This is a genomic window from Nocardioides sp. NPDC004968 (genome assembly GCF_040608935.1).
In the GTDB taxonomy this organism is placed as follows: Bacteria; Actinomycetota; Actinomycetes; order Propionibacteriales; family Nocardioidaceae; genus Nocardioides.
This window is the reverse complement of record NZ_JBEXJF010000002.1, coordinates 13,653-34,818: the sequence shown is the minus strand read 5'-3', so window position 1 is coordinate 34,818 and position 21,166 is coordinate 13,653. Positions and strand designations below refer to the sequence as shown.

Below are 21,166 nucleotides of genomic sequence, written 5' to 3'. Positions count from 1 at the left end.
CCTGGTGAGTGCCCGCGCAGTGGCGGGCCAGACCCGAAGGACCCCGATGCTCGCCAACGTCAACGTCACCAAGCTCTTCCCCGCTGCGTACAAGGCCCAGATGGCCGTCGAGGAGGCGGTCGAGGAGGCCATCACCGTCGCCGGCCTCGACCGGCTCACCGTCGACCTGGTCAAGCTCCGCGCCTCCCAGATCAACGGCTGCGCCTTCTGCCTGCGGATGCACACCCAGGACGCCATCAAGAACGGCGAGACGGCCGACCGTCTCGCCCTCGTCGCCGCCTGGTGGGAGTCGCAGTACTTCACCCCCGAGGAGCAGGCCGCCCTCACCATCGCCGAGCAGATCACCCGCATCGGCGACCTGCACACCTCCCCCGCCCCCAAGGTGGACGTCGAGAGCATCCTCGACGCGAAGCAGATCGCCGCCCTCACCTGGGTCGCGATCTCCATCAACGCCTGGAACCGCATCGCGATCTCCAGCCACTACCCGGTCGCTCCGTGATCAGGACTGTGTGAACGAGATAGTCCGGGACGTTTCTGTCTATTACCTGCGGGTAGAGGGGCGGAAACGTCCCGAACTACTTCCGGCCGCTACCGATTGCTGTCGCGGCCGATAGGTGTTTGGGGGGCGTACGAGAGAATCGTGGAACCGCGTGGGAACGTTTCTCCTACGTGAATCTTTACTCGGCCAGGGGGTCCGATGACTACGCCGACACCACCACCACCGCCGCCGGACGGGTACGGCGCGATGCCTCCTGCGCCGAACCTCCAGCCTGGGACACCGGCCCCCTGGCCGCCGAACGAGAATTCGTTCGCCGCCGGAGGGCCACCGCCGCCGGAGAAGCCGCACAACCCGTGGCCCATCGTCATCGGGCTCGGTGCGATCGCGGTGGTACTGGTGATCGGCGTGATCATCACTGCCGCTCTCGTCGTTCTCCGCGGCGAGGAGGACCCGACGGCCAAGCCCGGGCCGCTGACGGTTACGGCCACGCCGAGCACGTCGGCGACCGCTCCTGCCCCGGGCGGACTGGCCGCGGATCTGTTCGAGGGTGACTGGAGGTTCAAGCTCGGCGACGTGAGCATGAACGCGACGTACGTGGCTTCCCAGGACTATCCGGACTGCGGGCCGATCGCGTCGGCCGCCCTGGAGAAGAAGGGCTGCGGGTATGCCGCGATGGGGATCCACGACGCCGAGGGCGGCAAGCTGCGGATGCTCCGGGTGATCTACGTCTTCGACAGCGAGGCGGAGGCGACGGCGGCCGCGGAGTCGGTCAAGGAGACCGACTTCGACCTACCCACCGGCAGCCTCATCGCGGACGACGTGATCGGGAAGTGGGTCGCCAAGGACTCCTCCAAGGCGGTCGTCGTCGGCTTCGTGACCGCGCAGAAGGGCGTACCGGAGGCGACCGTCGACGACTACCTCCACTACGGCACCGCCGACATCGCGGGCGCCCTGATCTTCATGGACCTGTAGACGCCGGAGTTCACCCGAGGTTTCCGAGTATTCGAAAGCGTTTGGTTCGGCGCACACGGCGGACTCATACCGTCGGTAGGCGTGTCCCCCACTGCCTCGGACGGTCTCGCCAAGCTCGACCACCGATGGCGGGCCGTCGTGCCCGCGGTCGCGCTGTGCGGCGTCATCGCCGTCGCCATGAGCTTCCTGGTCCCGACGACCGCCTCCGCCGGCCCGACCGTCAAGGTGGCCCAGGCCGGACCGGTACAGCCCGGCTTCCAGCGCTTCGCCTGGCTCAACGCCTGGGCCGACCACCACACCGCGCCCGGAGGCGCTGCTGCCGGACGGCTCGACGGCGTGCCGCGGATGCGGATCGTGGTGGGTCATCTGCGGCGTACGGTCATCGACTTCGGCGTGCTCGCCGAGGTGGAGACGCCGCAGCGGGAGGCCTTCGAGTCGTTCGGACGGGAGTACGCCCTCGTCTCCACGCCCGACGCCACTGACGACGCGGTCTTCTACCGGCGCTCGGTCTTCCGGCTGGTCAGCAAGGACACGGTCACGATGTACTACCGCCACGGCGCACGTGTCAGCGCGCCGGTGGTCGTGCTGGAGGAGCGTTCCTCGGGACAGCGCGTCGGGGTCCTGCCCGTGCACTTCCCGGCGAGCCTCCCGTCCGCCCCGAGGCAGAAGAAGTGGCGCGACCTGAACGCCCGGATCGTCAAGGACGTGGTCGCGCGGGCCGAGGTGCCGATGGTCGTCGCCGGTGACTTCAACCAGCGCAACGACATCCTGTGCGACCTGACCTCACCCGGGACCGGTCTGGTGAGTCCGCTCGCGAAGCATGAGAAGTGCGCCACCGCGCGCCGGGCGCCGATCGACCAGGCCTTCCTCAGCCCGTCGCTGCGGCCCGGCCGCTACCAGGTCTACTCCGGCCCCTCGGCCCGTCGGGCCACCGACCACGGCGCGTTCTACCAGGTCAGGCTGCGACTCTCCGACATCGCCTGAGCCCTCAGAAGTACGTCCGGACCAGGTCGGTCACGGTGTAGTCGAGATCGACGACCGGGATCAGCCGCCACTTGTCGAACGCCGTGCACGGGTGCGAGATCCCGAAGCTGACCAGGTCGCCCGGCCGCAGCCCGGCGTCGGTGCGCAGGAAGGCGTGCTGGTCGGCCAGCTTCTCGACGGTGCCCTCGAGCGGCTCCGCGCCACCGAAGCCGTTGCGTCGCACCGCGAGCGGGACGGGCAGGCCGTGGTCGAAGGGCGCGTCCCGCCTGCCCATGCCGACGATGACCAGCCCCTCTTCGGGGGCCGAGATCACCTGTGCCCAGACCTCGATGGCCGGGTCCAGGGTGCCCTCGATACGGCCGTAGGGCGTCTCGCCGGCGTAGAGACCGTGGTCGTGGGTGACGTACGCACCGCTGCGCAGCACCTTGCGAGGCGTCATCCCGTCCGGCCAGCCCGTGGACCAGCGCTCGGCGAGGACGTCGAAGAAGGCGCTACCACCTGCGGAGACGATGGCGTCGGCAGCGATCAGGCCCTTGGTGTAGAGGCTCGAGGCGAGCTCCTTGAGACGGTCGAAGTAATCGCCGACCGCCTCTGCCGTCCGCAGCCCGCCCTCGTAGCCGGCGACCCCCGCCAGGAGTACGCCCGGCGTGGAGTCGACCACCCGCGCGAGCTCGACGGCCTCCTGGACCGAGCGACAGCCGGTCCGGCCGCCCGGGAAGCCCAGGTCGATCAGCACGGCCAGCGGCCGGTCCTCGACCCCGACCAGGGCCGACGCCTCGGCCGCACCCTCGACGCCCTCGACCGAGTCGACCCAGTGCAGGTGGAGGAACTCCGGGTCGGCCGCACGCTCGGAGGCCACCCAGCTCAGCGCGCTGTGGTCGAGGATCTCGTTGGCGACCATAACCCGGCGTACGCCGGCATGGCGGGCGACCAGAGCCTGGTTTGGTGAGGCGACGGTGATCGCCCACGCGCCGGCGTCGAGCTGTCGCTGGTAGAGCGACGGCGCCATCGTGGTCTTGCCGTGCGGGGCGAGCAGCAGGCCGTGCTCCTCCGCGAAGCCCGCGAGGGTCGCGATGTTGTGCTCCAGCGCGCTCTTCTTGAGCACCATCACCGGCCAGGTGAACGAGCCGTCGAAGAGGTTGCGGCCGGAGGCTGCGTACGTGGTGAGATCGACGGCTTCTCCCGGCTCCCAGAAGCCCTTGTCCGCCCAGGTCACTTGATCATCCATCGGGACAGAACCTACCGAGGGCCCAGTTGCGAGACACCGGGTTTTCGAGAAACTGTGGAAAACCCCAGGGAGGTATCGGCGTCGCTTATCGTGACGCCATGGCCAACCGTGCAGCTCAGAGGGCGATGACACGCCAGCTCCTGCTGGACGCGGCGATGGACCGGTTCGTCGCGAGCGGCTACGCGGCCACGACGATCGATGAGATCGCCTCGGCGGCAAGCACCACCCGGGTGACGTTCTATGCCTACTTCCCCTCGAAGTCCGACGTCATCAAGGCCTTGATCGCCGAACGCCTCGAGGACGAGCTGGTCCAGCTCCGCTCCCCACAGGGCAGCTCGCTCGGCGGCCTGGCCGACGCGGTGGCGGCCGGCACCCGCGAGCAGCTCGGTGCCTGGATCCGGCAGGCCGTGGCTCGATGGCCGGCGGTGCGTCCGATCGTCACGATCGCCCGGGCCGCCCAGGCCGTCGATCCCGATCTCACCCGCATCGTCGACGCCTGGACGGACGAGACGATCGAGGACGTCAGCGTGGGCCTGGACAAGGCGGACCGGTTCGACGCCGACAGCCGGCGCCTGCGCGGCGCACTGGCGGTCGGCCAGCTCGACTATCTGTTCCAGCGCTGGGCAGACGGGTTGTGGGGTGTCGAGCACGACCGCATGTGCGAGCTGGTCACCGAGAGCTGGTTCCAGCTGCTGGGCGAGTGATCCAGCAGGTCACAGGAAGGTCTGGCCCTCGCCCCGGTAGGTCGGCGCGACGGTGATGATCGAGTCGCCTTCGATCAGCTGGAGCGTGTCGAGCCGCTCGCAGACCTCGCCCGCCTTCGCGTGCCGGAACCAGACCTTGTCACCGATCGCGAGCTCGTCGGCGGCATGCCCACGCAACGGTGTCTGGACCTCCCCGGCGCCTTCGGTGCCGACGTACTCCAGGCCGAAGGGGTAGGTCGGGCTGGGGACGCGGTCGAGTCCGGGCGGGCCCGAGGCGATCCAGCCGCCACCGGCGACGGTGACGATGCCGGGCGCGGGACGGCGGACCACGCTCAGCCCGAAGTAGGCGGCGGGGTGGGGCGTGAAGCCGTCGTAGCGGTCGAAGAGGGTCGGCCCGTAGAGCCCGGAACCGGCCGCGATCTCGGTCACCGAGGGGTCGGCGTGGGTGGACTCGATCGAGCCTGTGCCGCCGCCGTTGACGAACTCGAGGTCGGTCAGGGAGCGTACGGCGGCGACGATCTTCCCGCGGCGCTCGGTGATCTCGGCGATGGAGGCCTTCTTCATCCTCCTGATGAGGGCCGGGGGCGGGTTGCCGCCGAGCGGACGGTCGACGGTGCCGGCGACCTGGCCCTCGTAGGCCATCAGCCCGACCAACTGGAAGTCGGGGTCGTCGGCGACGATCCGGGCAAGCGCGACGGCGTCCTCGGGGGTGCGGACCGGGGAGCGGCGGGCGCCGAGCCAGATGCGGCGCGCAATGACCAGCGCGGCGTCGAGGTCGATGGCCACGCGTAGGGGGGCGGCCGGGGTGCCGATCGCGGCCTTGACCAGCGACAACCCCTCGGCGCTGTCGACCATCAGGGTGACCCGGGCGAGCTTCTCCTCGTCGTTCGCGAGCGCGGCGAGCGCGGCCCGGTCGGCGGTCGGGTAGCCGACCACGACGTCGTAGTGCGACTCGGCCAGCCACAGCGCCTCGAACAGCGTGAAGGCCAGGATCCCCTCGTATCCCTCGCGGGCGAGCACTCGGTCGATCAGCGCCCGGCAGCGTACGGACTTGCTGGCCACTCGGATCGGGGTGCCGGCGGCGCGGCGCACTAGATCGTCGGCGTTGGCGTCGAACGCCGCGAGGTCCACCGCACCGACGGGTCCGTCGAGACGGGCGGTCGCCCGGTCGAGCCGTTCGTGCTGCTGGGCGGAGAGATGGTGGGAAGTCGTGACCACGACGCAAGTGTCTATGCCCAGCGCGGCACTCGCGTCAACGGGAGGTGACCAACTGTGCCAACGCGCGGGCCGATCGATGTCGGCGCAGCCGTTGACCGGACGCCTCCGAGGCGACACCCTTTCCCGCGTGAGCGAGCGTCAGCGAGTGAACCAGACAACCAACACGCCACCGCGTCCGTATTCTTGCGCTTGCGCTACGGAGGTGGTGGCGTGAGCGAGTGGCAGAACTGGGCAGGAAACCAGCACGCGGGCGCCGTCGAGGTCGTGGCGCCTCGCGACGAGGCAGAGCTCTCGGCGGTGGTCGTGGCCGCAGCGGAGGCCGGGCGGAGGATCAAGCCGATCGGCGCGGGGCACTCGTTCACCGCGATCGGATCGCCGGTCGATGTCCAGGTCAGCCTGGATCGTCTCTCAGGGATCGTTCGAGCGGACTCGACGACCGGCCTGGTGACGGTACGCGGCGGCACTCGCCTCAAGGTCCTCAACCGCGCGCTCGAGGCGCTCGGCCTGTCGATGACCAACCTCGGTGACATCGAGGAGCAGTCGATCTCCGGGGCGATCTCGACCGGCACCCACGGCACGGGAGCGCGTTTCGGCGGCCTGGCGACCCAGGTACGCGGCCTGCGGCTGCTCCTCGCCGACGGCTCGGTGATCGCCTGCTCGGCTGAAGAGAATCCCGAGGTCTTCGACCTCGCCCGCGTGGGGCTCGGCGCGCTCGGGATCATCGTCGAGGTCACCCTGCAGACCGAGCCTCTGTTCGCCCTGAACGCTCGCGAGGGCAACGGCGAGCTCGCCGAGGTGATGGCATCGTTCGACGAGCACGCCTCCGGTACGGACCACTTCGAGTTCTACTGGTTCCCGCACACGAGCCGGGTCCTGACCAAGCACAACACCCGGCTGCCGCTGCCGGAGACGCCGCTGGCGCCGGTGGGCCGGCTCCGGGGCTGGTTCGACGACGAGCTCCTCTCCAACCAGGCCTTCGGCGCGACCGTCGGCCTTGGCCTTCGGGTCCCTGGCCTGGTGAAGCCGCTGGCCCGCTTCGCCGCCTCCGCCCTCTCGCCGCGGGAGTTCACGGACATCTCCTACCGCGTCTTCACCTCGCAGCGGAAGGTGCGCTTCGTGGAGAGCGAGTACGCCGTCCCGCGTGCCGTCGGCATGGAGGTCCTCGCCGAGTTGGAGCGCGCGGTCGAGGCCTCGTCGTGGAACATCTCCTTCCCGGTCGAGGTCCGGGTGGCCGGCGCCGACGACATCCCGCTGTCCACCGGGTTCGAGCGCGAGAACGTCTACATCGCCATCCACACGGCGCCGTCCTCGCCATGGCGCGAGGAGTACTTCGCGACCTTCGAGCGCATCGCCGGCGAGGCCGGCGGCCGTCCGCACTGGGGCAAGATGCACACGCTCACCGCCGCTGACCTGGGCGAACGCTATCCGCGGTTCGGCGACTTCGTCGCGCTGCGCGACAAGCTCGACCCGTCCCGCACATTCGGCAACCCCCACCTCGAGCAGATCCTCGGCTCTTAACCTGCACTTCTCCCTGGGGTCACCGGCGACCCTTAGCGTGACCCGATGCCGCAGCCTCCCCGACCGCCGCGCATCGCTGAGATCCACGGACTACGGGGGCTGGCACTGGCGCTCGTGGTGGTCTTCCACCTTTTCGGCAACGGCCGGGTATCCGGCGGCGTCGACGTCTTCCTGGCGCTGACCGGATTCCTGGTGACAAGGTCGCTCGTCCGCCGGGTCGCGTCGTCCGAGCTGCGGCTGGCCGACCACTACGGGCGTACGTTCCTGCGGCTCTCGGCTCCCACTCTGGTCGTGCTCGCCGGGACGGCGGTGCTGATGGTGACGGTCATGTCGCGGTCGATGTGGAGCTCGACGTTGCGGGAGATCGCTGCATCGGCGGCGTACGTCCTGAACTGGGAGATGATCCGGTCGCAGCTCGCCTACGGGGCCGCCGGGCCGAGCGCGAGCCCGCTGCAGCACTTCTGGTCGCTGGCCGTGCAGGGACAGTTCCTGCTGGTCTGGCCGGTGGTGGTGCTGGTGGTCTGGCGGGTCGCGCGGGCGCGGCTCCGGCTCATGCTGGCGCTCGTCGTGGCGGTGGCGACAGTGGCCTCATTCGTGTTCGCGTGGCGGCTCGGGATCGCCGACCAGCAGGTGGCCTACTTCCACACCGGCGCCCGCTTCTGGGAACTCGGCGCGGGCTCGCTGCTCGCGCTCGGACTCGACCGTCTCCGTCCGCCGGGGGCCGTGCGCCCGGTGCTCGCCTGGGCCGGGCTGCTGCTCGTCGCGAGCTCGGGGTTCGTGCTCGACGGCGCGGCGCTCTTCCCCGGGCCGTGGGCGCTGTGGCCGGTCGGCGGAGCGCTTCTGGTCGTGATCGGCTCCGGGTCTGCGGCCCGTTGGGGACCGCAGCGGCTCCTCTCGGTGAGGCCGCTGCGGTTCGTCGCGGACATCTCCTTCCCCCTCTATCTGTGGCACTGGCCGCTGCTGGTGGCGTGGCTGAGCTGGACGTACGCGACCCGGACCACGCTCCTCGCGGCGGTGCTCGTGCTCTCGGCGTCGGTGGTCCTGGCCTGGCTCACCCACCGGTTCGTCGAGGTGCCGATCACCCGCTTCGGGCCGTCTTTCGCGGGCATGGGACGGCTCGTGACCATCCCGATCGTGCTCGCGCTGGTCGCGGGCACGACGATGGCCGGCGCCACCGCTGTCGCGCGCCAAGACGCCGCGGCGAGGGCGGCCGCCGTCGCCGCGGCGGAGAAGTACGCCGGCTGCATCGGCGCCGCCGCCATGGACCCCGCGACCGACGGCTGCGAGGGCCCGGACCGGCTGCTCGACGGCAGTCTCGGCTACCAGGCGCCCGACGGGTCGGGCTGCTGGTCCAACAAGGAGCGGCCGGTGCGGTTCGAGGTGTGCACGCTCGGGCCCGCTCGCGGCTACACGCGGCGGCTGCTCGCGATCGGCGACTCGCACAACCACCAGCTCGTCCCCGCCTACCGCGAGATCGCGGAGCGGCGCGGGTGGCGCATCGACGTCGCCAGCCGCGCCGGCTGCCACTGGAACGCGCGCGATCGCGTCGGCACTCCCCGGGCCACCGTCGAGCTGTGCCGGCAGTGGAAGTCGCGGCTCGCGACCTACCTCGCCGAGGAGCGGGGGATCGATGCGTACGTCGTCATCCACTCCAGCCAGGTCTCGGTCGAGGCCGTCGGCGAGGAGACGCCCGGTGAGGCGCTCAGTCGTGGTCTCGCGGAGGCATGGGCGAGCCGGCCGGACCCGTCGGTGCCGGTCATCGCGATCCGGGACAGCCCGATCTTCGAGGGCAGCACCACCCGGTTCGCCCGCGTGGTCCAGCCGTGCATCGATGACGCCGGCCTCGCGGCGGGGTCGACCTGTGAGCGCGACCGGGACCGGGTCGTACGCGACGACGGCAGCGCCGGCGCGGTTCGCCTGACCCCGAACGCCCATCGTGTCGACCTCACCGACTACTTCTGCGAGGCCGACACCTGCTCCCCCGTCGTCGGCAACCTGCAGGTCTACCAGGACGGCTTCCACATCTCGCCGCTCTACGCCGCCACCCTCGCGCCCTACCTCGGCGACCGGATCGCGACGATCCTGCGCTGACCTCGGCCGGGCTAGGCGGCCGCCGGCGACGGCTCGGGCTCGTCCTCGTGCGGGAAGTGGGTCTGCTTGAAACGTACGGCCATCCTCGTCGAGGGCCCCATGGCGGCGGCAGCGGCGATGACGATGGCGCCGATCACGAGCCAGCCGGCACCGCTGTAGAAGTCGGGGTGCCAGCCCATGGCGAGGAAGGTGAACAGGGCCGGGGCCCACGCGCCGCCGAGCTGGCGACCGATGCCGGCGACGCCTTCGTACTCACCCCGCCGTTCGGGGTCCATGAGCTCGGCCTGGAAGGCCCACGAGGCGGACCCGATGGCCAGCTCCGCGCCGGTCACGGCGACGTGGCCGAGCCAGACCAGGAAGATGGTGAGGAACCCGCGGGTGTCGTGAGTGACCAGCGTGATCGCGCACGCGGCGACGAAGAACGCGCTGCTCCACCACACCCGGCGCAACGCGTCGCGTACGTTGCGAACGCCCTTGGACGTGTAGGCCGGGAGGACGATGCACAGCACCGTGTTGGTCGCGAAGAGCCAGGCCAGCAGCCAGCGCGGTGAGTCGGTGTATTCGACCAGCCACAGCGGGATCACCGTGTGCAGCAGCACCTGGTTGGACCACAGCGTGCCGGTGAAGGTGGTCACCAGGAGCCAGCCGACGTTGCGCAGCGCGCCCGGGCCGGGCAGCTTCTCGGTGACCACGCCAGCCGCGCGGCGCTCGTCATGGGGCGCCCTCGGCAGCCGGGTGATCCAGACGGAGTTGGCGATCCCGATGGCCAGCGCGAAGAACGGCACGCCCCACTTGAGGACCGTGTCGGTGTCCAGCGCGAGCGCGATGCCGGCGATCAGGGCGCCGATGGTGAAGCCGAGGTTGAGGCTGGAGTACATGAACGCCTGGGTCGCGACCCGCTCCTTGTCGGGCAGCACATCGAGGACGTACGCATTCCGGCCGGCGCCGCCCGCGTTGTTGACCACCTCGAAGACGACGATGACCGCCAGGTAGGCCCAGAAGCCGTGGATGAACGGCATCGTCGCGAACATCAACGCGCTGATCAGCGCGCTGATCGCCCAGATCCGCTTCGGGCCGATGAAGTCGGCCAGCCGGCCCATCGGGTAGGCGGTGAGGAACGACGCGATCCCCGCCACCGTCAGGCCGACACCGATCTGCGCCGGGCTCAGGCCGACGAACGCGACGAGGTAGAACGCGGCCGCGGTGTTGAACGTCCCGTCCCCCGCCGCGAAGAGCAGCGACTGCGTCGCCAACCGCCGCGACAACGGTGTCGGCGGGATGAGGTTGCTGATGAAACCGGGCACGGGCACCGGCCAATTCCACCACCGCGACCGGGTGATTGCCGACTGGTTTTCTGGGCTCAGGCGGGGTGGCGGGAGGCGAGGGCTTCGACGGCGTCGCGGGCGGTGGCGGCGATGGCGAGATCGACGTCGTTCTGGATCCGGGCGGTGCGGTCGGAGTCGGTGAGTACGGCGATGGCGACGCGGCCGGCGGGGTGGGTGACCACGGCGATCTCGTGGCGCAGGGTGAGGAACCCGCCGGTCTTACCGGCGAGCTGGATGTCGTCGGCGAGCAGGTCGGCGGCGATCCGATGGGTGAAGACCTGCTTTCCCATCAGCTGACGCACCAGCTCGGTCGCCTCGGGCTTGGCGACCTCGTCGCGCCAGACGCGCTCGAGCAGGTCGACGCAGGCGCGCGGCGAGCCGATCGTGGCGCGTCCGACGTCGAGCGAGTCGATGACGTGCCGGCCACCCGGCCGGCGGCCCTCGACCGCGAGCTGGGTGGCGAGGGCGAAGTCGTGGCCGGCGACGCGGGTGGCGTAGTCGTACATCGGCTGCATCCGGTGCCGCACCCGCAGCCCCTCCACGCCCCACTCGGCGAGCTGCTCGTCGACCTCGCGCGGCGAGACCTTGTCGAAGAGCGCGTCGGCGGCGGCGTTGTCGCTGAGACCGAGCATCATCAGCATCAGGTCGGCGACCGAGCAGGTCACGTCGTGGGCGAACGCCGAGATGCCGTACGGCCCGTAGCTCCGCTCCGCCGCGGTCAGCGTCACCATCTCGCCCCCGTCGAGCTCGCCGCGGGCGATCCGGTCCGCCACCACCAGCGCCAGCGGCACCTTCGCCACCGACGCCAGCGGCATCGACCGGTCGACGCCGACCCCGACCTCGTGGCCGGTGTCGATGTCGCGGGCGAGGAACGCGACCCGGACCTGGAGCTCCCGGAAGCGCTCGGCGGTCACCTCGGCGAGGTCGATCAGGCGCCGGTCGCTGCCGACGAGCGGGCTCATTCGCGTCCTTTCTCAGGTGCACCGACGCACGCGCCGAGCAGCGCGAGCGCCTGCTCCCGCACGGGGCCGGTCGCCAGCGGTCCGGGCGGTGGTGGCTGCTCGACCAGGCGATGGCCGCGCGCCACCTGGTCGACGAAGGGCGACCAGCTCAGTCCGTACGTCACCGCCTCGTGCCGTGCGCAGATCAGGCTCGCGCGCCCCGCCATGGTCTCGGCCACCGCGAGCTGATGCGGGGCTCGGCGCAGGGTCGCCGGTCCCATGCCGGCACTGTCCGCGAGCCGTCGCAGCCGACCGGCGGGATCGTCCAGGTCTCGCGGGAGGGCCAGGACCTGCGTACGTTCCCCGCCTCGGCGTGGTCGCAGCGAGCTCAGCGACACCGGCCCTTCGGTGGTCCCGGGAGCGGTGGCCGCGCCCAGCTGGGTGAGCCAGGTGGCCGCGTCTGGGTCGCACGCCTCGACCGTCCAGGCGGCCGACTCCGGCGTCTCGTCGTGGTCGCTGTCGCTCGCGAGGCGTACGTCGACTCCTTCCGCCTCCAGCAGCGCGACCAACCGCGCGAGCGGGGCGGGATCGCAGCCGGACGGCACGGCGACCACGAAGCTCTCCCGGTCGTGCCGGCGGATGCTCCGAAGCAGATGGTCGGCCTGGTCGAGCAGGTGCCTGGCGCGTGGCAGCAGCGCCGTGCCGGCCGGGGTGAGCGCGATCTGGCGGCGGGTGCGGTCGAGCAGCTCCACCCCGAGCTCCCGCTCCAGAGCACGCAGGCGACGGCTGAGGAGCGGCTGGTCGACGCCGAGCTCGAGAGCCGCCTCGGAGACGCTCATCTCGTCCGCGACGGCGGCGAAGCCGCGCAGGTGAAGCAGTAGGTCCACGCGTACAGGATGGCTGATCGGCCCCACCTCGTCCCATGTCGGCGATGCATATGTCCATGCCGGATCGTCCTTGGACGCCGTCGCCGCGGCGGCCTCACGATGCTCGGCATGACCACACCGATCCTCAGCCGCCGCGCCATCCTGGGCGGAGCCGCCACCGCGGTCGCCGTCGCCGCGACCGGAGTCAGCAGCTCCGTGGCGTACGCCACCGACAGCCCCTCGATCGCCGCACTCGAGCAGAAGCACCAGCGTCACCTCGGCGTCTGGGCCAAGAACATGCGGACCGGCCGCGTCATCGAGCACCGTGCCGACGAGCGCTTCCCGATGCTGTCGACCTTCAAGACCCTGCTCGCGGCCTCGATCCTGCGCGATCATCCCGCGCGTACGCTCCACCAGCGCCTGACCTGGGAGGCGGCCGACGTCGTCGTCAACTCACCGGTCACCTCGCTCACGACGCGCAACGGCCTGACCGTCGCGCAGCTCGCCGAGGCGACGATGACGCGCTCCGACAACACCGCCGCCAACGAGCTGCTCCACCTCATCGGTGGCCCCTCCGGCATCACCAGGTTCGCCCGATCGCTCGGCGACACCGTGACCCGGCTGGACCGCTGGGAACCCGACCTCAACAGCGCGATCCCGGGCGACCCGCGCGACACCACCTCACCCCGTGCGATCGCGCAGACCTACACCAAGCTGGTGCTCGGCGACGCCCTCGACCGCGCCGACCGGGACCAGCTGACCACCTGGATGCTGGCCAACCAGTCCACCGTCACGAGGTTCGGCGCCGGGGTTCCGGCCGGCTGGCGGCTCGCCGACAAGACCGGCGGTGGTGACTACGCGTCCCGGAACGACGTCGGCGTCACCTGGACCCCCGACGGCGCCCCGATCGTCATCGCCGCCCTCACCCGCTCCGACGACCCCACCGCCACCCCGCTCGACGTCCCGCTCGCCGACATTGCGGCGACGGTGTGTGGGGAGCTCGGCTGAGTTGGTTGGGATACCCGGTTAACCGGTGAAACCTGCACTGCGACTACGCCCCGTACACCGCCTCCGGCACAGGCGCCTGCGCGAGGAGCTTGCGAAGGGCAGGGCCGACGTCGGCGGCGTCCCAGCGGGTGCCGGCGTCGGCGGAGGGGCCGTGGGCCCAGCCGTTCTCGACGGTGATCGTGGGACCGTCGATCTCGATGACCCGGCCGGAGATGTCGCGGGCGTCCCCGGAGGCGAGCCAGGCGACGATGGGGCTGTTGTCCTCGGGCAGCGCCATGGCGGAGGTGTCGAAGGCGCCCTCGGTCATCCGGGTCTTGGCGACCGGGGCGATGGCGTTGACGGTCACGCCGTAGCGGGACATCTCGGCGGCGGCGACCAGGGTGAGACCGGCGATCCCGGCCTTGGCGGCGGAGTAGGTGCCCTGCCCGATCGAGCCCTGGAGCCCCGCGCCGGAGGAGGTGTTGATGACCCGGGCATCCCGCTGCCGGCCCGCCTTGGACTCCGCTCGCCAGTACGCACCCGCGTGCCGCAGCGTCGCGAAGTGACCCTTCAGGTGCACCCGGATGACCGCGTCCCACTCCTCCTCGGAGGTGTTGACGAGCATCCGGTCGCGTACGAAACCGGCGTTGTTGACGAGGATGTCCAGACCGCCGTACGTCTCGACGGCCTGTCGCACCATCGCCTCGGCCTGCGCGAAGTCGGCCACATCGGCGGCGTTGGCAACCGCCTCCCCACCTGCGGAGACGATCTCGTCGACGACCTGGGAAGCGGGCGACTCACCGGTGCCCTCACCCGCCAGCGAGACGCCGAAGTCGTTGACGACCACCTTCGCCCCGTGACGGGCGAGCTCGAGCGCGTGCGCCCGGCCGATGCCTCGCCCCGCTCCGGTGACGATCGCGATCCGGCCTTCGAGCAGTCGAGCCATGGTGGCGTCCCTTCCCATTCTTGCGTTCAGAAACCAAGCAAGTGCTAGGGTACCAAGCAATCGCTAGGTTAGGAACGGACCATGGGCATCTCCACCGAGATCACCGACGAGCAGATCGCCGTCGTGACGATGAACCACCCTCCGGTCAACGCGCTGCCGGTGAAGGGCTGGTTCGAGGTCGCCGACGCCGTCACGACCGCCGCCGACAACAACGCGCGAGTCGTGATCCTGCGCGCCGAGGGCAAGGGTTTCAACGCCGGCGTCGACATCAAGGAGATGCAGCAGATCGAGGGGTTCGAGGGCATCCTCGGCGCCAACCGCGGCTGCTACGCGGCGTTCAAGGCGATCTACGAGTGCCCGGTCCCGGTCATCGCCGCGGTCAACGGATTCTGCCTCGGCGGAGGCGTCGGACTGGTCGGCAACGCGGACACGATCGTGGCCAGCGACGACGCCTTCTTCGGCGTACCCGAGGTCGACCGCGGCGCCCTCGGCGCCGCCACCCATCTGAGCCGGCTCGTGCCCCAGCACATGCTGCGTACGCTCTATTTCACCGCCCAGACCATCACCGCCCAGCGCCTCCACGAGCTCGGATCGGTCCACCAGGTCGTTCCCCGTGAGGAGCTCGACGAGGCCGCCCTCGAGGTCGCGCGACAGATCGCGGCCAAGGACCCGCGGGTCATCCGCGCGGCCAAGGCCGCGCTCAACGGCATCGACCCGGTCGACGTGAACGCCTCCTACCGCTTCGAGCAGGGCTTCACCTACGAGCTCAACCTCGCCGGCGTGGCCGACGAGCGCCGCGACGCCTTCGTGAAGGACGGACGATGAGCACCGCACAGACATTCCGTACGCCGCTGACCGAGCTGACCGGGGTCGACCACCCGATCGTGCAGACCGGCATGGGCTGGGTCGCCGGCCCGCGCCTCGTCTCCGCCACCGCCAACGCGGGCGCGCTCGGCATCCTGGCCTCGGCCACGATGACCCTCGACGAGCTGGAGAAGGCGATCGTCGAGGTCAAGGGCCGCACCGACAAGCCGTTCGGCGTGAACCTGCGCGCCGACGCCTCGGACGCCCCCGACCGCTGCCGGCTCCTGATCGACCACGGCGTCAAGGTCGCCAGCTTCGCGCTGGCCCCCAAACCCGAGCTCATCAGCAAGCTCAAGGAGCACGACATCGTCGTGATGCCCTCGATCGGCGCGGCCAAGCACGCCAAGAAGGTGGCGGGCTGGGGCGCCGACATGGTGATGATCCAGGGCGGGGAGGGCGGCGGCCACACCGGCGCGGTGCCGACCACCCTGCTCCTCCCGAGCGTCCTGGACGCCGTCGACATCCCGGTCGTCGCCGCGGGCGGCTTCTTCGACGGCCGCGGACTCGCCGCGGCCATGGCCTACGGCGCCGCCGGCATCGGCATGGGCACGCGCTTCCTGCTCACCGCCGACTCGGCCGTCCCGGAGGACGTACGGAAGCGCTACCTGAGCTTCGGCCTCGACGGCACCGTCGTGACCACGAAGGCCGACGGCATGCCGCATCGCCTGCTTCGCACCGAGTTCATCGACACCCTCGAGAAGGAGGGCCTCACCGCGAAGCTGCTGCGCACGCTCAAGCGCACCCGGCAGTTCAAGGACATGTCCGGCCTCCCCTGGCGCACCCTCATCAAGGACGGCCGAAGCATGGTCCACGGCGGCGACCGCACCTGGGCCGAGGTCGTACTCGCCGCCAACACCCCGATGCTGCTCCGCGCCGGCCTCGTCGAGGGCGACACGAACGCCGGGATGCTCTCCAGCGGCCAGGTCGTCGGCCTCCTCGACGACCTCCCCACCTGCGAGGAGCTGGTCGACCGCATCGTCGCGCAGGCCACCGACCGCCTCAAACACCTGGACGCGACCCGAGTCTGAGGCTCAGGGTGGACCCATGGCCATCGAGGTTCGCCCGGCGACGGTGTTCGAGGACGTACGCACTCTCGTCGGACCCAAGCGTCCCGACGCCAGCGTGTGCTGGTGCCTGAGCTACCGGATCCCGTCGAAGCTCAACAACGAGATGCACGGCCCGGAGCGCGGCGAATATGTCCGCACTCTGCTCGAGGAGGGGCCGCTGGGCGTGCTCGCCTACGACGGCGACGACCCCGTCGGGTGGGCCGCGGTCGCACCCCGCGCGGACACCACCTTCGCCCGCAATCGCAAGATCCCGCACGTCGACGACCTCCCGGTCTGGGCGCTGTGGTGCATCCGGGTCCGCCCGGGCCACCGCGGCAAGGGCATCTCGCACACGCTCATCGAGGGGGCCGTCGACTTCGCGCGCGACCGTGGTGCCCCGGCCGTCGAGGCCTATCCACTCGACAACCAGGGCGCGAAGGTCGACCTGACGATGGCGTACGCCGGGATCCGCAAGAACTTCGAAGCCGCGGGCTTCACCTGGGCCGCCGACACCACCTCGGTCCTCGCCGGTCACCCGCGGGTGCTGATGCGGCGCGACCTGAGATGAGGGCTTGGTTGACCTCGATCGGTAGAGTGTGAGTCGTGAAGAACGAGACGAGCCGCGTACGCATCGCGCTCGTCGCACTTTTCACGTTGATGCTCCCGGCGCTGATGAGCGTCGATCCCGAGCAGGCGCTGCTCACCATCGCCGTCTCGACCGCGCTCGCAGCCGTCGCGGTCGGAGCGCTCCATAACGTCAGCGCGTTCGCGCTGGTCAGGGCGCGTTCGACGGTCCCTCCGGACGTATCCGACGGACCTCACCATCTTGCTGCCCGGGTCACCGACCCGGTGTGCTCCCCGCGCCGTCCGCGCGCTCCTGAGCAGGCCTGACACTCGCCGACCCCGGCGAGCCCGTCAGTCCTACTCACTCACCTCAGGAGCACACCCATGTCTGTTCTCGCCCCGTTGTCGCACGCCCTCGCCGCCGTCCTCGCCGGCGCCCACCACGTTCTCTCCTTCGTCGGCCCCAACGTCAGCTGGCTGCTGGCCATCGCCGCCGTCGTGGTGCTGGTCCGACTCGCCCTCCTGCCGCTCACGATCCGCGGCGTACGCCACTCCCACGCCGCCGCCAGGGCCCGCCCGCAACTGCAGGCGCTGACCAAGAAGTACGCCAAGAAGAACTCGTCCAAGAGCCCGAGCCAGGCCGATGTGATGGCGATGATGGAGGAGCGGCGCAAGATCAACGAGGAGCACGGCGTACCCCGCTTCGCCATGCTCGCCGCTTTCGCCCAGCTGCCGATCTTCCTGGCGCTCTATCACCTGCTCTCCGACGTCAGCCGGAACAACGCAGTCGGCGCGATGAACGACTCGCTGGTCAGCTCCCTCGGCGCGGCGACCTTCCTGGGCACGCCGCTCACCGGCCACGGCTACCTCTCCGGCGACACGACCCACCTGGTGATCACCCTCGGCCTCGCCGCGACCGCCGCCGCGGTCAGCTACCTCAGCCAGCGGCTGTGGGTCCTACCCAACATGGTGCGCGCCGACCTGCCCGAGTCGATGGTGCGGATGCAGGAGCTCATGCCCGTCATCTCAGCCGCCGGCATGCTCCTCGCCGGCAGCAGCGTCCCCCTCGCCCTGCTGGTCTACTGGGTCATCAGCGGCCTGTGGACCGCCGGCCAGGCCGCGGTCATCCACCGCTGGTTCCCCACCCCCGGCTCCCCCGCCGCCGAGCGCCGAACGCTCAAGCTGCAGCCTGCCTGACCCGGCTGGCCCGGGAGTTGTGAAGCTGAGAGTGACCTATAGGTCACTCTCAGCTTCACAACCTCGAGATCACAGCCGCTCGATGATGGTGACGTTGGCCTGGCCGCCGCCCTCGCACATGGTCTGGAGGCCGTAGCGTCCGCCGGTGCGCTCGAGCTCGTTGAGGAGGGTGGTCATCAGTCGGGTGCCGGTGGCGCCGATGGGGTGGCCGAGGGCGATGCCGCCGCCGTTGACGTTCACCTTCGAGTGCGGGACGTCGAGCTCCTTCATCCACGCCAGGACGACGCTCGCGAAGGCCTCGTTGCACTCGAACAGGTCGATGTCGTCCACCGTCAGACCCGTCTTGGCCAGGGCGTGACGGGTGGCCTCGATCGGGCCGGTGAGCATCCAGACCGGGTCGTCACCGCGGACCGAGAGGTGGTGGATCCGGGCGCGCGGGGTCAGTCCGAAGGTGCGTACGGCCGCCGCCGATGCCACCAACAGCGCCGAGGACGCGTCGCAGATCTGCGAGGCGACAGCCGCGGTGATCCGCCCACCGGGAGCGAGCGGGTCGAGGGAGGCCATCTTCTCGAGCGAGGTCTCCCGCGGGCACTGGTCGACGGCGAAATCGCCGACGGGCACGATCTCCCGGTCGAACCGCCCCTCGGCGATCGCGGTCTTGGCGCGCTGGTGCGAGGCGAGCGCGTACGCCTCCATGTCCTCGCGCGAGATGTCCCACTTCTCCGCGATCATCTCGGCGGACCGGAACTGGGAGACCTCCTGGTCGCCGTAGCGCTTCACCCAGCCGGGCGACTCGGCGAACGGGGTGGTGTAGCCATATTGCGCCCCCACCAGCATCGCCGCCGAGATCGGGATCGCGGACATGTTCTGCAGCCCACCAGCGACGACCAGATCCTGCGTACCCGACATCACACCCTGAGCCGCGAAGTGCACCGCCTGCTGGGATGAGCCGCACTGCCGGTCGATGGTCACGCCGGGTACGTGGTCGGGCAGCCCGGCCACCAGCCAGGCGGTCCGCGCGACGTCGCCGGCCTGCCCGCCGATGGTGTCGCAGCAGCCCATGATCACGTCGTCGACGGCTCCCGGGTCGATGCCGGTGCGGTCGACCAGCGCGGCGAGCGAGTGGGCGCCGAGATCGGCCGGGTGGACCTCGGCCAGCGCGCCCCCGCGCTTGCCGACAGGCGTACGAACGGCGTCGATGATGAATGCCTCAGACATCTGGTGACCCTCTCGATCAGGCGTGCTGGCTGGAGACGGAGACGACCTCGCCGGTCATGTAGGACGAGTAGGCGCTGGCCAGGAAGACCATGACGTTGGCGACCTCCCACGGCTCGGCGGCTCGGCCGAACGCCTCGCGGCCCTTGAGCTCCACCAGGAGCTCGGGCGAGGTGACCTTCTCGAGGAACGGGTGCATCGCCAGGGACGGCGAGACCGCGTTGACGCGGATCCCGTGCGGAGCGAGGTCGGCGGCGGCGGAGCGGGTCAGCGCCATCACCCCGGCCTTGGCCGCGGCGTAGTGCGCCTGCCCCTCCTGGGCCCGCCAGCCGATCACGGAGGCGTTGTTGACGATGACTCCGCGCTTCCCGGCAGCCACGAACCGCTGCCCTACCGCCCGAACACACCGGAACGTCCCGGTCAGGGTGATGTCGAGAACGCGGGACCACTGCTCGTCGGTCATCTCCAGCACCGAGGCGGTCCCACCGAGGCCGGCGTTGTTGATCATCACGTCGACACCGCCGTAGGGCTCCGCGGCGTCGAGCAGCGCCTGGACCTGGTCCTCCTGCGTGACATCGCAGGTCACGGCCGTGATCCGGCCCTCGCCGAACTCCTCGGCAAGGGCATCGCGCGACTCCTTGAGCCGGCGCTCGTGGGTGTCGGAGACGACGACCGCCTTCGCACCCTCCTCGAGCACCTTCCGCACCACCGCCGCCCCGATCCCCGCGCCGGCGGCCGCGGTCACGACGACGACCTGTCCGTCCAGGAGCGAGTGACCGGGGACGTACGCGGGGGCTGGCTGTTCGGGCTTCATGCACGGGCCTCTCGTGGCAAGCCGAGCACGCGCTCGGCGATGATGTTCCGTTGGATCTCGTCCGAGCCGCCGTAGATCGTGTCGGCGCGGGAGAAGAGGTAGAGCGACTGCAGCCGGTCGAGCGCGTAGCCCTCCCCGGTGGTCAGTCCGGCGAGCCCGACGACGTCCATCGCCAGCTCACCGAGCTCGCGGTGCCACCGCGCCCAGAGCAGCTTGGAGACGCTCGCCTCGGGGCCCGAGGAGCCGGAGTCGTACGCAGAGAGGGTTCGCAGCGCGTGCAGCCGGAGCACCTCCAGCCCGACATGGGCCTGGCTCAGCCGCAGCGCGATGTCCGGCTTGTCGATGACACCGGAAGCCCGGGCTGCCTCCTCGACCGTCTCCAGCTCGCGCGCGAACCCGACCTGCTGGCCGATCGTGGAGACCCCGCGCTCGAACCCGAGGGTCGCCATGGCGACCTTCCAGCCGTCGCCGGGCTCACCCACGACCATGTCGGCCGAGGTCACGGCGCCGTCGAAGAAGACCTCGTTGAACTCGGAGGTGCCGGTGAGCTGCTCGATCGGGCGTACGTCGACACCGGGCTGCGCCATCGGCACGAGCAGATAGGAGAGTCCGTGGTGGCGGGAGGATCCCGGTTCGGTCCGGCACACCACGAAGCACCAGTCGGACAGGTGGGCGTTCGAGGTCCAGACCTTCTGCCCGTCCACCACCCACTGGGAACCGTCCAGCCGTGCGCGGGTCCGCACCCCGGCCAGGTCGGACCCGGCTCCGGGCTCGGAGTAGCCCTGGCACCACAGCTCCTCCACCGCCACGATCTTCGGCAGGAACCGCTCCTTCTGAGCGTCGGTTCCGTGGGCGATCAAGGTGGGCCCGAGCAGCTCCTCGCCGAGATGGTTGATCCGGACCGGGGCGTCGGCCCGGGCGTACTCCTCGTGGAAGATCACCTGCTGGAACAGCGGCAGGCCGCGTCCGCCGTGCTCCTCGGGCCAGCCCAGGCAGGTCCAGCCGTGCTCGGCCAGGTAGCGGTTCCACGCCAGCCGCCCCTCGTACGACTCGTGGTCGCGGCCGTTCCCGCCGGTGCCGCGCAGTGCGGCCCACTCGCCGACCAGATGGTCGGCCAGCCACTCGCGCACCTCGGCACGGAACGCCTCGTCCTCGGCGGAGTAGGTCAGGTCCATGCCCGACAACCT

At 70.5% G+C, this 21,166-nt stretch carries 21 protein-coding genes; 12 read left to right on the top strand and 9 right to left on the bottom strand.

Annotation, left to right across the window (positions count from 1 at the left end):
• Window positions 1–4: 4 nt before the first annotated feature.
• The 3 genes from ABZU72_RS02670 (at window position 5) to ABZU72_RS02660 (ending at window position 2,455) form a co-directional block, all read left to right on the top strand.
• A complete protein-coding gene (locus tag ABZU72_RS02670; protein WP_355017368.1) occupies window positions 5–499 on the top strand; it encodes a carboxymuconolactone decarboxylase family protein in 495 nt (164 codons plus the stop codon).
• A 198-nt stretch (window positions 500–697) separates the two neighbouring features.
• Entirely contained in the window at window positions 698–1,471 is a 774-nt protein-coding gene (locus ABZU72_RS02665) for a hypothetical protein (protein WP_355017367.1), read from the top strand.
• A gap of 81 nt (window positions 1,472–1,552) precedes the next feature.
• Window positions 1,553–2,455 carry an endonuclease/exonuclease/phosphatase family protein gene (locus ABZU72_RS02660; RefSeq protein ID WP_355017366.1) on the top strand — a complete coding sequence of 301 codons (903 nt, stop codon included), beginning with the start codon at window positions 1,553–1,555 and terminating at the stop codon, window positions 2,453–2,455.
• A 4-nt stretch (window positions 2,456–2,459) separates the two neighbouring features.
• Here ABZU72_RS02660 and ABZU72_RS02655 read toward each other — a convergent pair whose 3' ends face one another.
• A complete protein-coding gene (locus tag ABZU72_RS02655) occupies window positions 2,460–3,683 on the bottom strand; it encodes an alanine racemase (RefSeq protein ID WP_355017365.1) in 1,224 nt (407 codons plus the stop codon).
• 98 nt (window positions 3,684–3,781) lie between these two features.
• On the opposite strand from ABZU72_RS02655, the gene ABZU72_RS02650 reads away from it, so the two are divergent.
• Window positions 3,782–4,387 (top strand): TetR/AcrR family transcriptional regulator, encoded by a 606-nt coding sequence (locus ABZU72_RS02650; protein ID WP_355017364.1) that lies wholly within the window; start codon window positions 3,782–3,784, stop codon window positions 4,385–4,387.
• Window positions 4,388–4,396: 9 nt separating this feature from the next.
• Here ABZU72_RS02650 and ABZU72_RS02645 read toward each other — a convergent pair whose 3' ends face one another.
• Window positions 4,397–5,605 (bottom strand): amino acid deaminase/aldolase, encoded by a 1,209-nt coding sequence (locus ABZU72_RS02645; RefSeq protein ID WP_355017363.1) that lies wholly within the window; start codon window positions 5,603–5,605, stop codon window positions 4,397–4,399.
• A gap of 210 nt (window positions 5,606–5,815) precedes the next feature.
• Between ABZU72_RS02645 and ABZU72_RS02640 the strand changes: the two genes are divergently transcribed.
• Both ABZU72_RS02640 and ABZU72_RS02635 read left to right on the top strand, forming a co-directional pair.
• A complete protein-coding gene (locus ABZU72_RS02640; protein ID WP_355017362.1) occupies window positions 5,816–7,123 on the top strand; it encodes a D-arabinono-1,4-lactone oxidase in 1,308 nt (435 codons plus the stop codon).
• Window positions 7,124–7,168: 45 nt separating this feature from the next.
• Window positions 7,169–9,214 (top strand): acyltransferase family protein, encoded by a 2,046-nt coding sequence (locus ABZU72_RS02635; protein ID WP_355017361.1) that lies wholly within the window; start codon window positions 7,169–7,171, stop codon window positions 9,212–9,214.
• Between the two features lie 11 nt (window positions 9,215–9,225).
• On the opposite strand, the gene ABZU72_RS02630 is transcribed toward ABZU72_RS02635, so the two are convergent.
• The 3 genes from ABZU72_RS02630 to ABZU72_RS02620 are packed head-to-tail and all read right to left on the bottom strand — an operon-like array spanning window position 9,226 to window position 12,394.
• Complete coding sequence (locus ABZU72_RS02630; RefSeq protein WP_355017360.1) at window positions 9,226–10,524, bottom strand: MFS transporter; 1,299 nt, start codon at window positions 10,522–10,524, stop codon at window positions 9,226–9,228.
• 50 nt (window positions 10,525–10,574) lie between these two features.
• Window positions 10,575–11,501: a serine hydrolase gene (locus ABZU72_RS02625; protein WP_355017359.1), complete on the bottom strand. Its 927-nt coding sequence runs from the start codon at window positions 11,499–11,501 to the stop codon at window positions 10,575–10,577.
• On the bottom strand, window positions 11,498–12,394 hold the full coding sequence (locus tag ABZU72_RS02620) for a LysR family transcriptional regulator (protein WP_355017358.1): 897 nt from the start codon (window positions 12,392–12,394) through the stop codon (window positions 11,498–11,500). The genes ABZU72_RS02625 and ABZU72_RS02620 overlap by 4 nt, the downstream gene beginning before the upstream one ends.
• A gap of 81 nt (window positions 12,395–12,475) precedes the next feature.
• Between ABZU72_RS02620 and bla the strand changes: the two genes are divergently transcribed.
• Window positions 12,476–13,354: a class A beta-lactamase gene (gene bla / locus ABZU72_RS02615; protein ID WP_355017357.1), complete on the top strand. Its 879-nt coding sequence runs from the start codon at window positions 12,476–12,478 to the stop codon at window positions 13,352–13,354.
• 43 nt (window positions 13,355–13,397) lie between these two features.
• On the opposite strand, the gene ABZU72_RS02610 is transcribed toward bla, so the two are convergent.
• The gene (locus tag ABZU72_RS02610) at window positions 13,398–14,279 is read right to left on the bottom strand and encodes an SDR family oxidoreductase (protein ID WP_355017356.1); all 882 of its coding nucleotides are present in this window, start codon (window positions 14,277–14,279) and stop codon (window positions 13,398–13,400) included.
• Window positions 14,280–14,360: 81 nt separating this feature from the next.
• Between ABZU72_RS02610 and ABZU72_RS02605 the strand changes: the two genes are divergently transcribed.
• From ABZU72_RS02605 to yidC, 5 genes are read left to right on the top strand one after another with little or no spacing between them, the layout of a single operon-like run.
• Window positions 14,361–15,104 carry an enoyl-CoA hydratase family protein gene (locus ABZU72_RS02605; protein ID WP_355017355.1) on the top strand — a complete coding sequence of 248 codons (744 nt, stop codon included), beginning with the start codon at window positions 14,361–14,363 and terminating at the stop codon, window positions 15,102–15,104.
• A complete protein-coding gene (locus ABZU72_RS02600; RefSeq protein WP_355017354.1) occupies window positions 15,101–16,171 on the top strand; it encodes a nitronate monooxygenase in 1,071 nt (356 codons plus the stop codon). Before ABZU72_RS02605 ends, ABZU72_RS02600 begins: the two co-directional genes overlap by 4 nt.
• 16 nt (window positions 16,172–16,187) lie before the next feature.
• A complete protein-coding gene (locus ABZU72_RS02595) occupies window positions 16,188–16,757 on the top strand; it encodes a GNAT family N-acetyltransferase (RefSeq protein WP_355017353.1) in 570 nt (189 codons plus the stop codon).
• A 35-nt stretch (window positions 16,758–16,792) separates the two neighbouring features.
• A complete protein-coding gene (locus ABZU72_RS02590) occupies window positions 16,793–17,080 on the top strand; it encodes a hypothetical protein (RefSeq protein ID WP_355017352.1) in 288 nt (95 codons plus the stop codon).
• A 57-nt stretch (window positions 17,081–17,137) separates the two neighbouring features.
• Window positions 17,138–17,950, top strand: a complete 813-nt coding sequence (gene yidC / locus ABZU72_RS02585) for a membrane protein insertase YidC (RefSeq protein WP_355017351.1) — start codon at window positions 17,138–17,140, stop codon at window positions 17,948–17,950.
• Window positions 17,951–18,019: 69 nt separating this feature from the next.
• Here the strand turns inward: yidC and ABZU72_RS02580 are convergent, their stop codons facing one another.
• The 3 genes from ABZU72_RS02580 to ABZU72_RS02570 are packed head-to-tail and all read right to left on the bottom strand — an operon-like array spanning window position 18,020 to window position 21,154.
• Window positions 18,020–19,168 carry an acetyl-CoA C-acetyltransferase gene (locus ABZU72_RS02580; protein WP_355017350.1) on the bottom strand — a complete coding sequence of 383 codons (1,149 nt, stop codon included), beginning with the start codon at window positions 19,166–19,168 and terminating at the stop codon, window positions 18,020–18,022.
• Window positions 19,169–19,184: 16 nt separating this feature from the next.
• Window positions 19,185–19,979 (bottom strand): SDR family oxidoreductase, encoded by a 795-nt coding sequence (locus ABZU72_RS02575; RefSeq protein ID WP_355017349.1) that lies wholly within the window; start codon window positions 19,977–19,979, stop codon window positions 19,185–19,187.
• On the bottom strand, window positions 19,976–21,154 hold the full coding sequence (locus tag ABZU72_RS02570; protein ID WP_355017348.1) for an acyl-CoA dehydrogenase family protein: 1,179 nt from the start codon (window positions 21,152–21,154) through the stop codon (window positions 19,976–19,978). The genes ABZU72_RS02575 and ABZU72_RS02570 overlap by 4 nt, the downstream gene beginning before the upstream one ends.
• Between the last annotated feature and the right edge of the window lie 12 nt (window positions 21,155–21,166).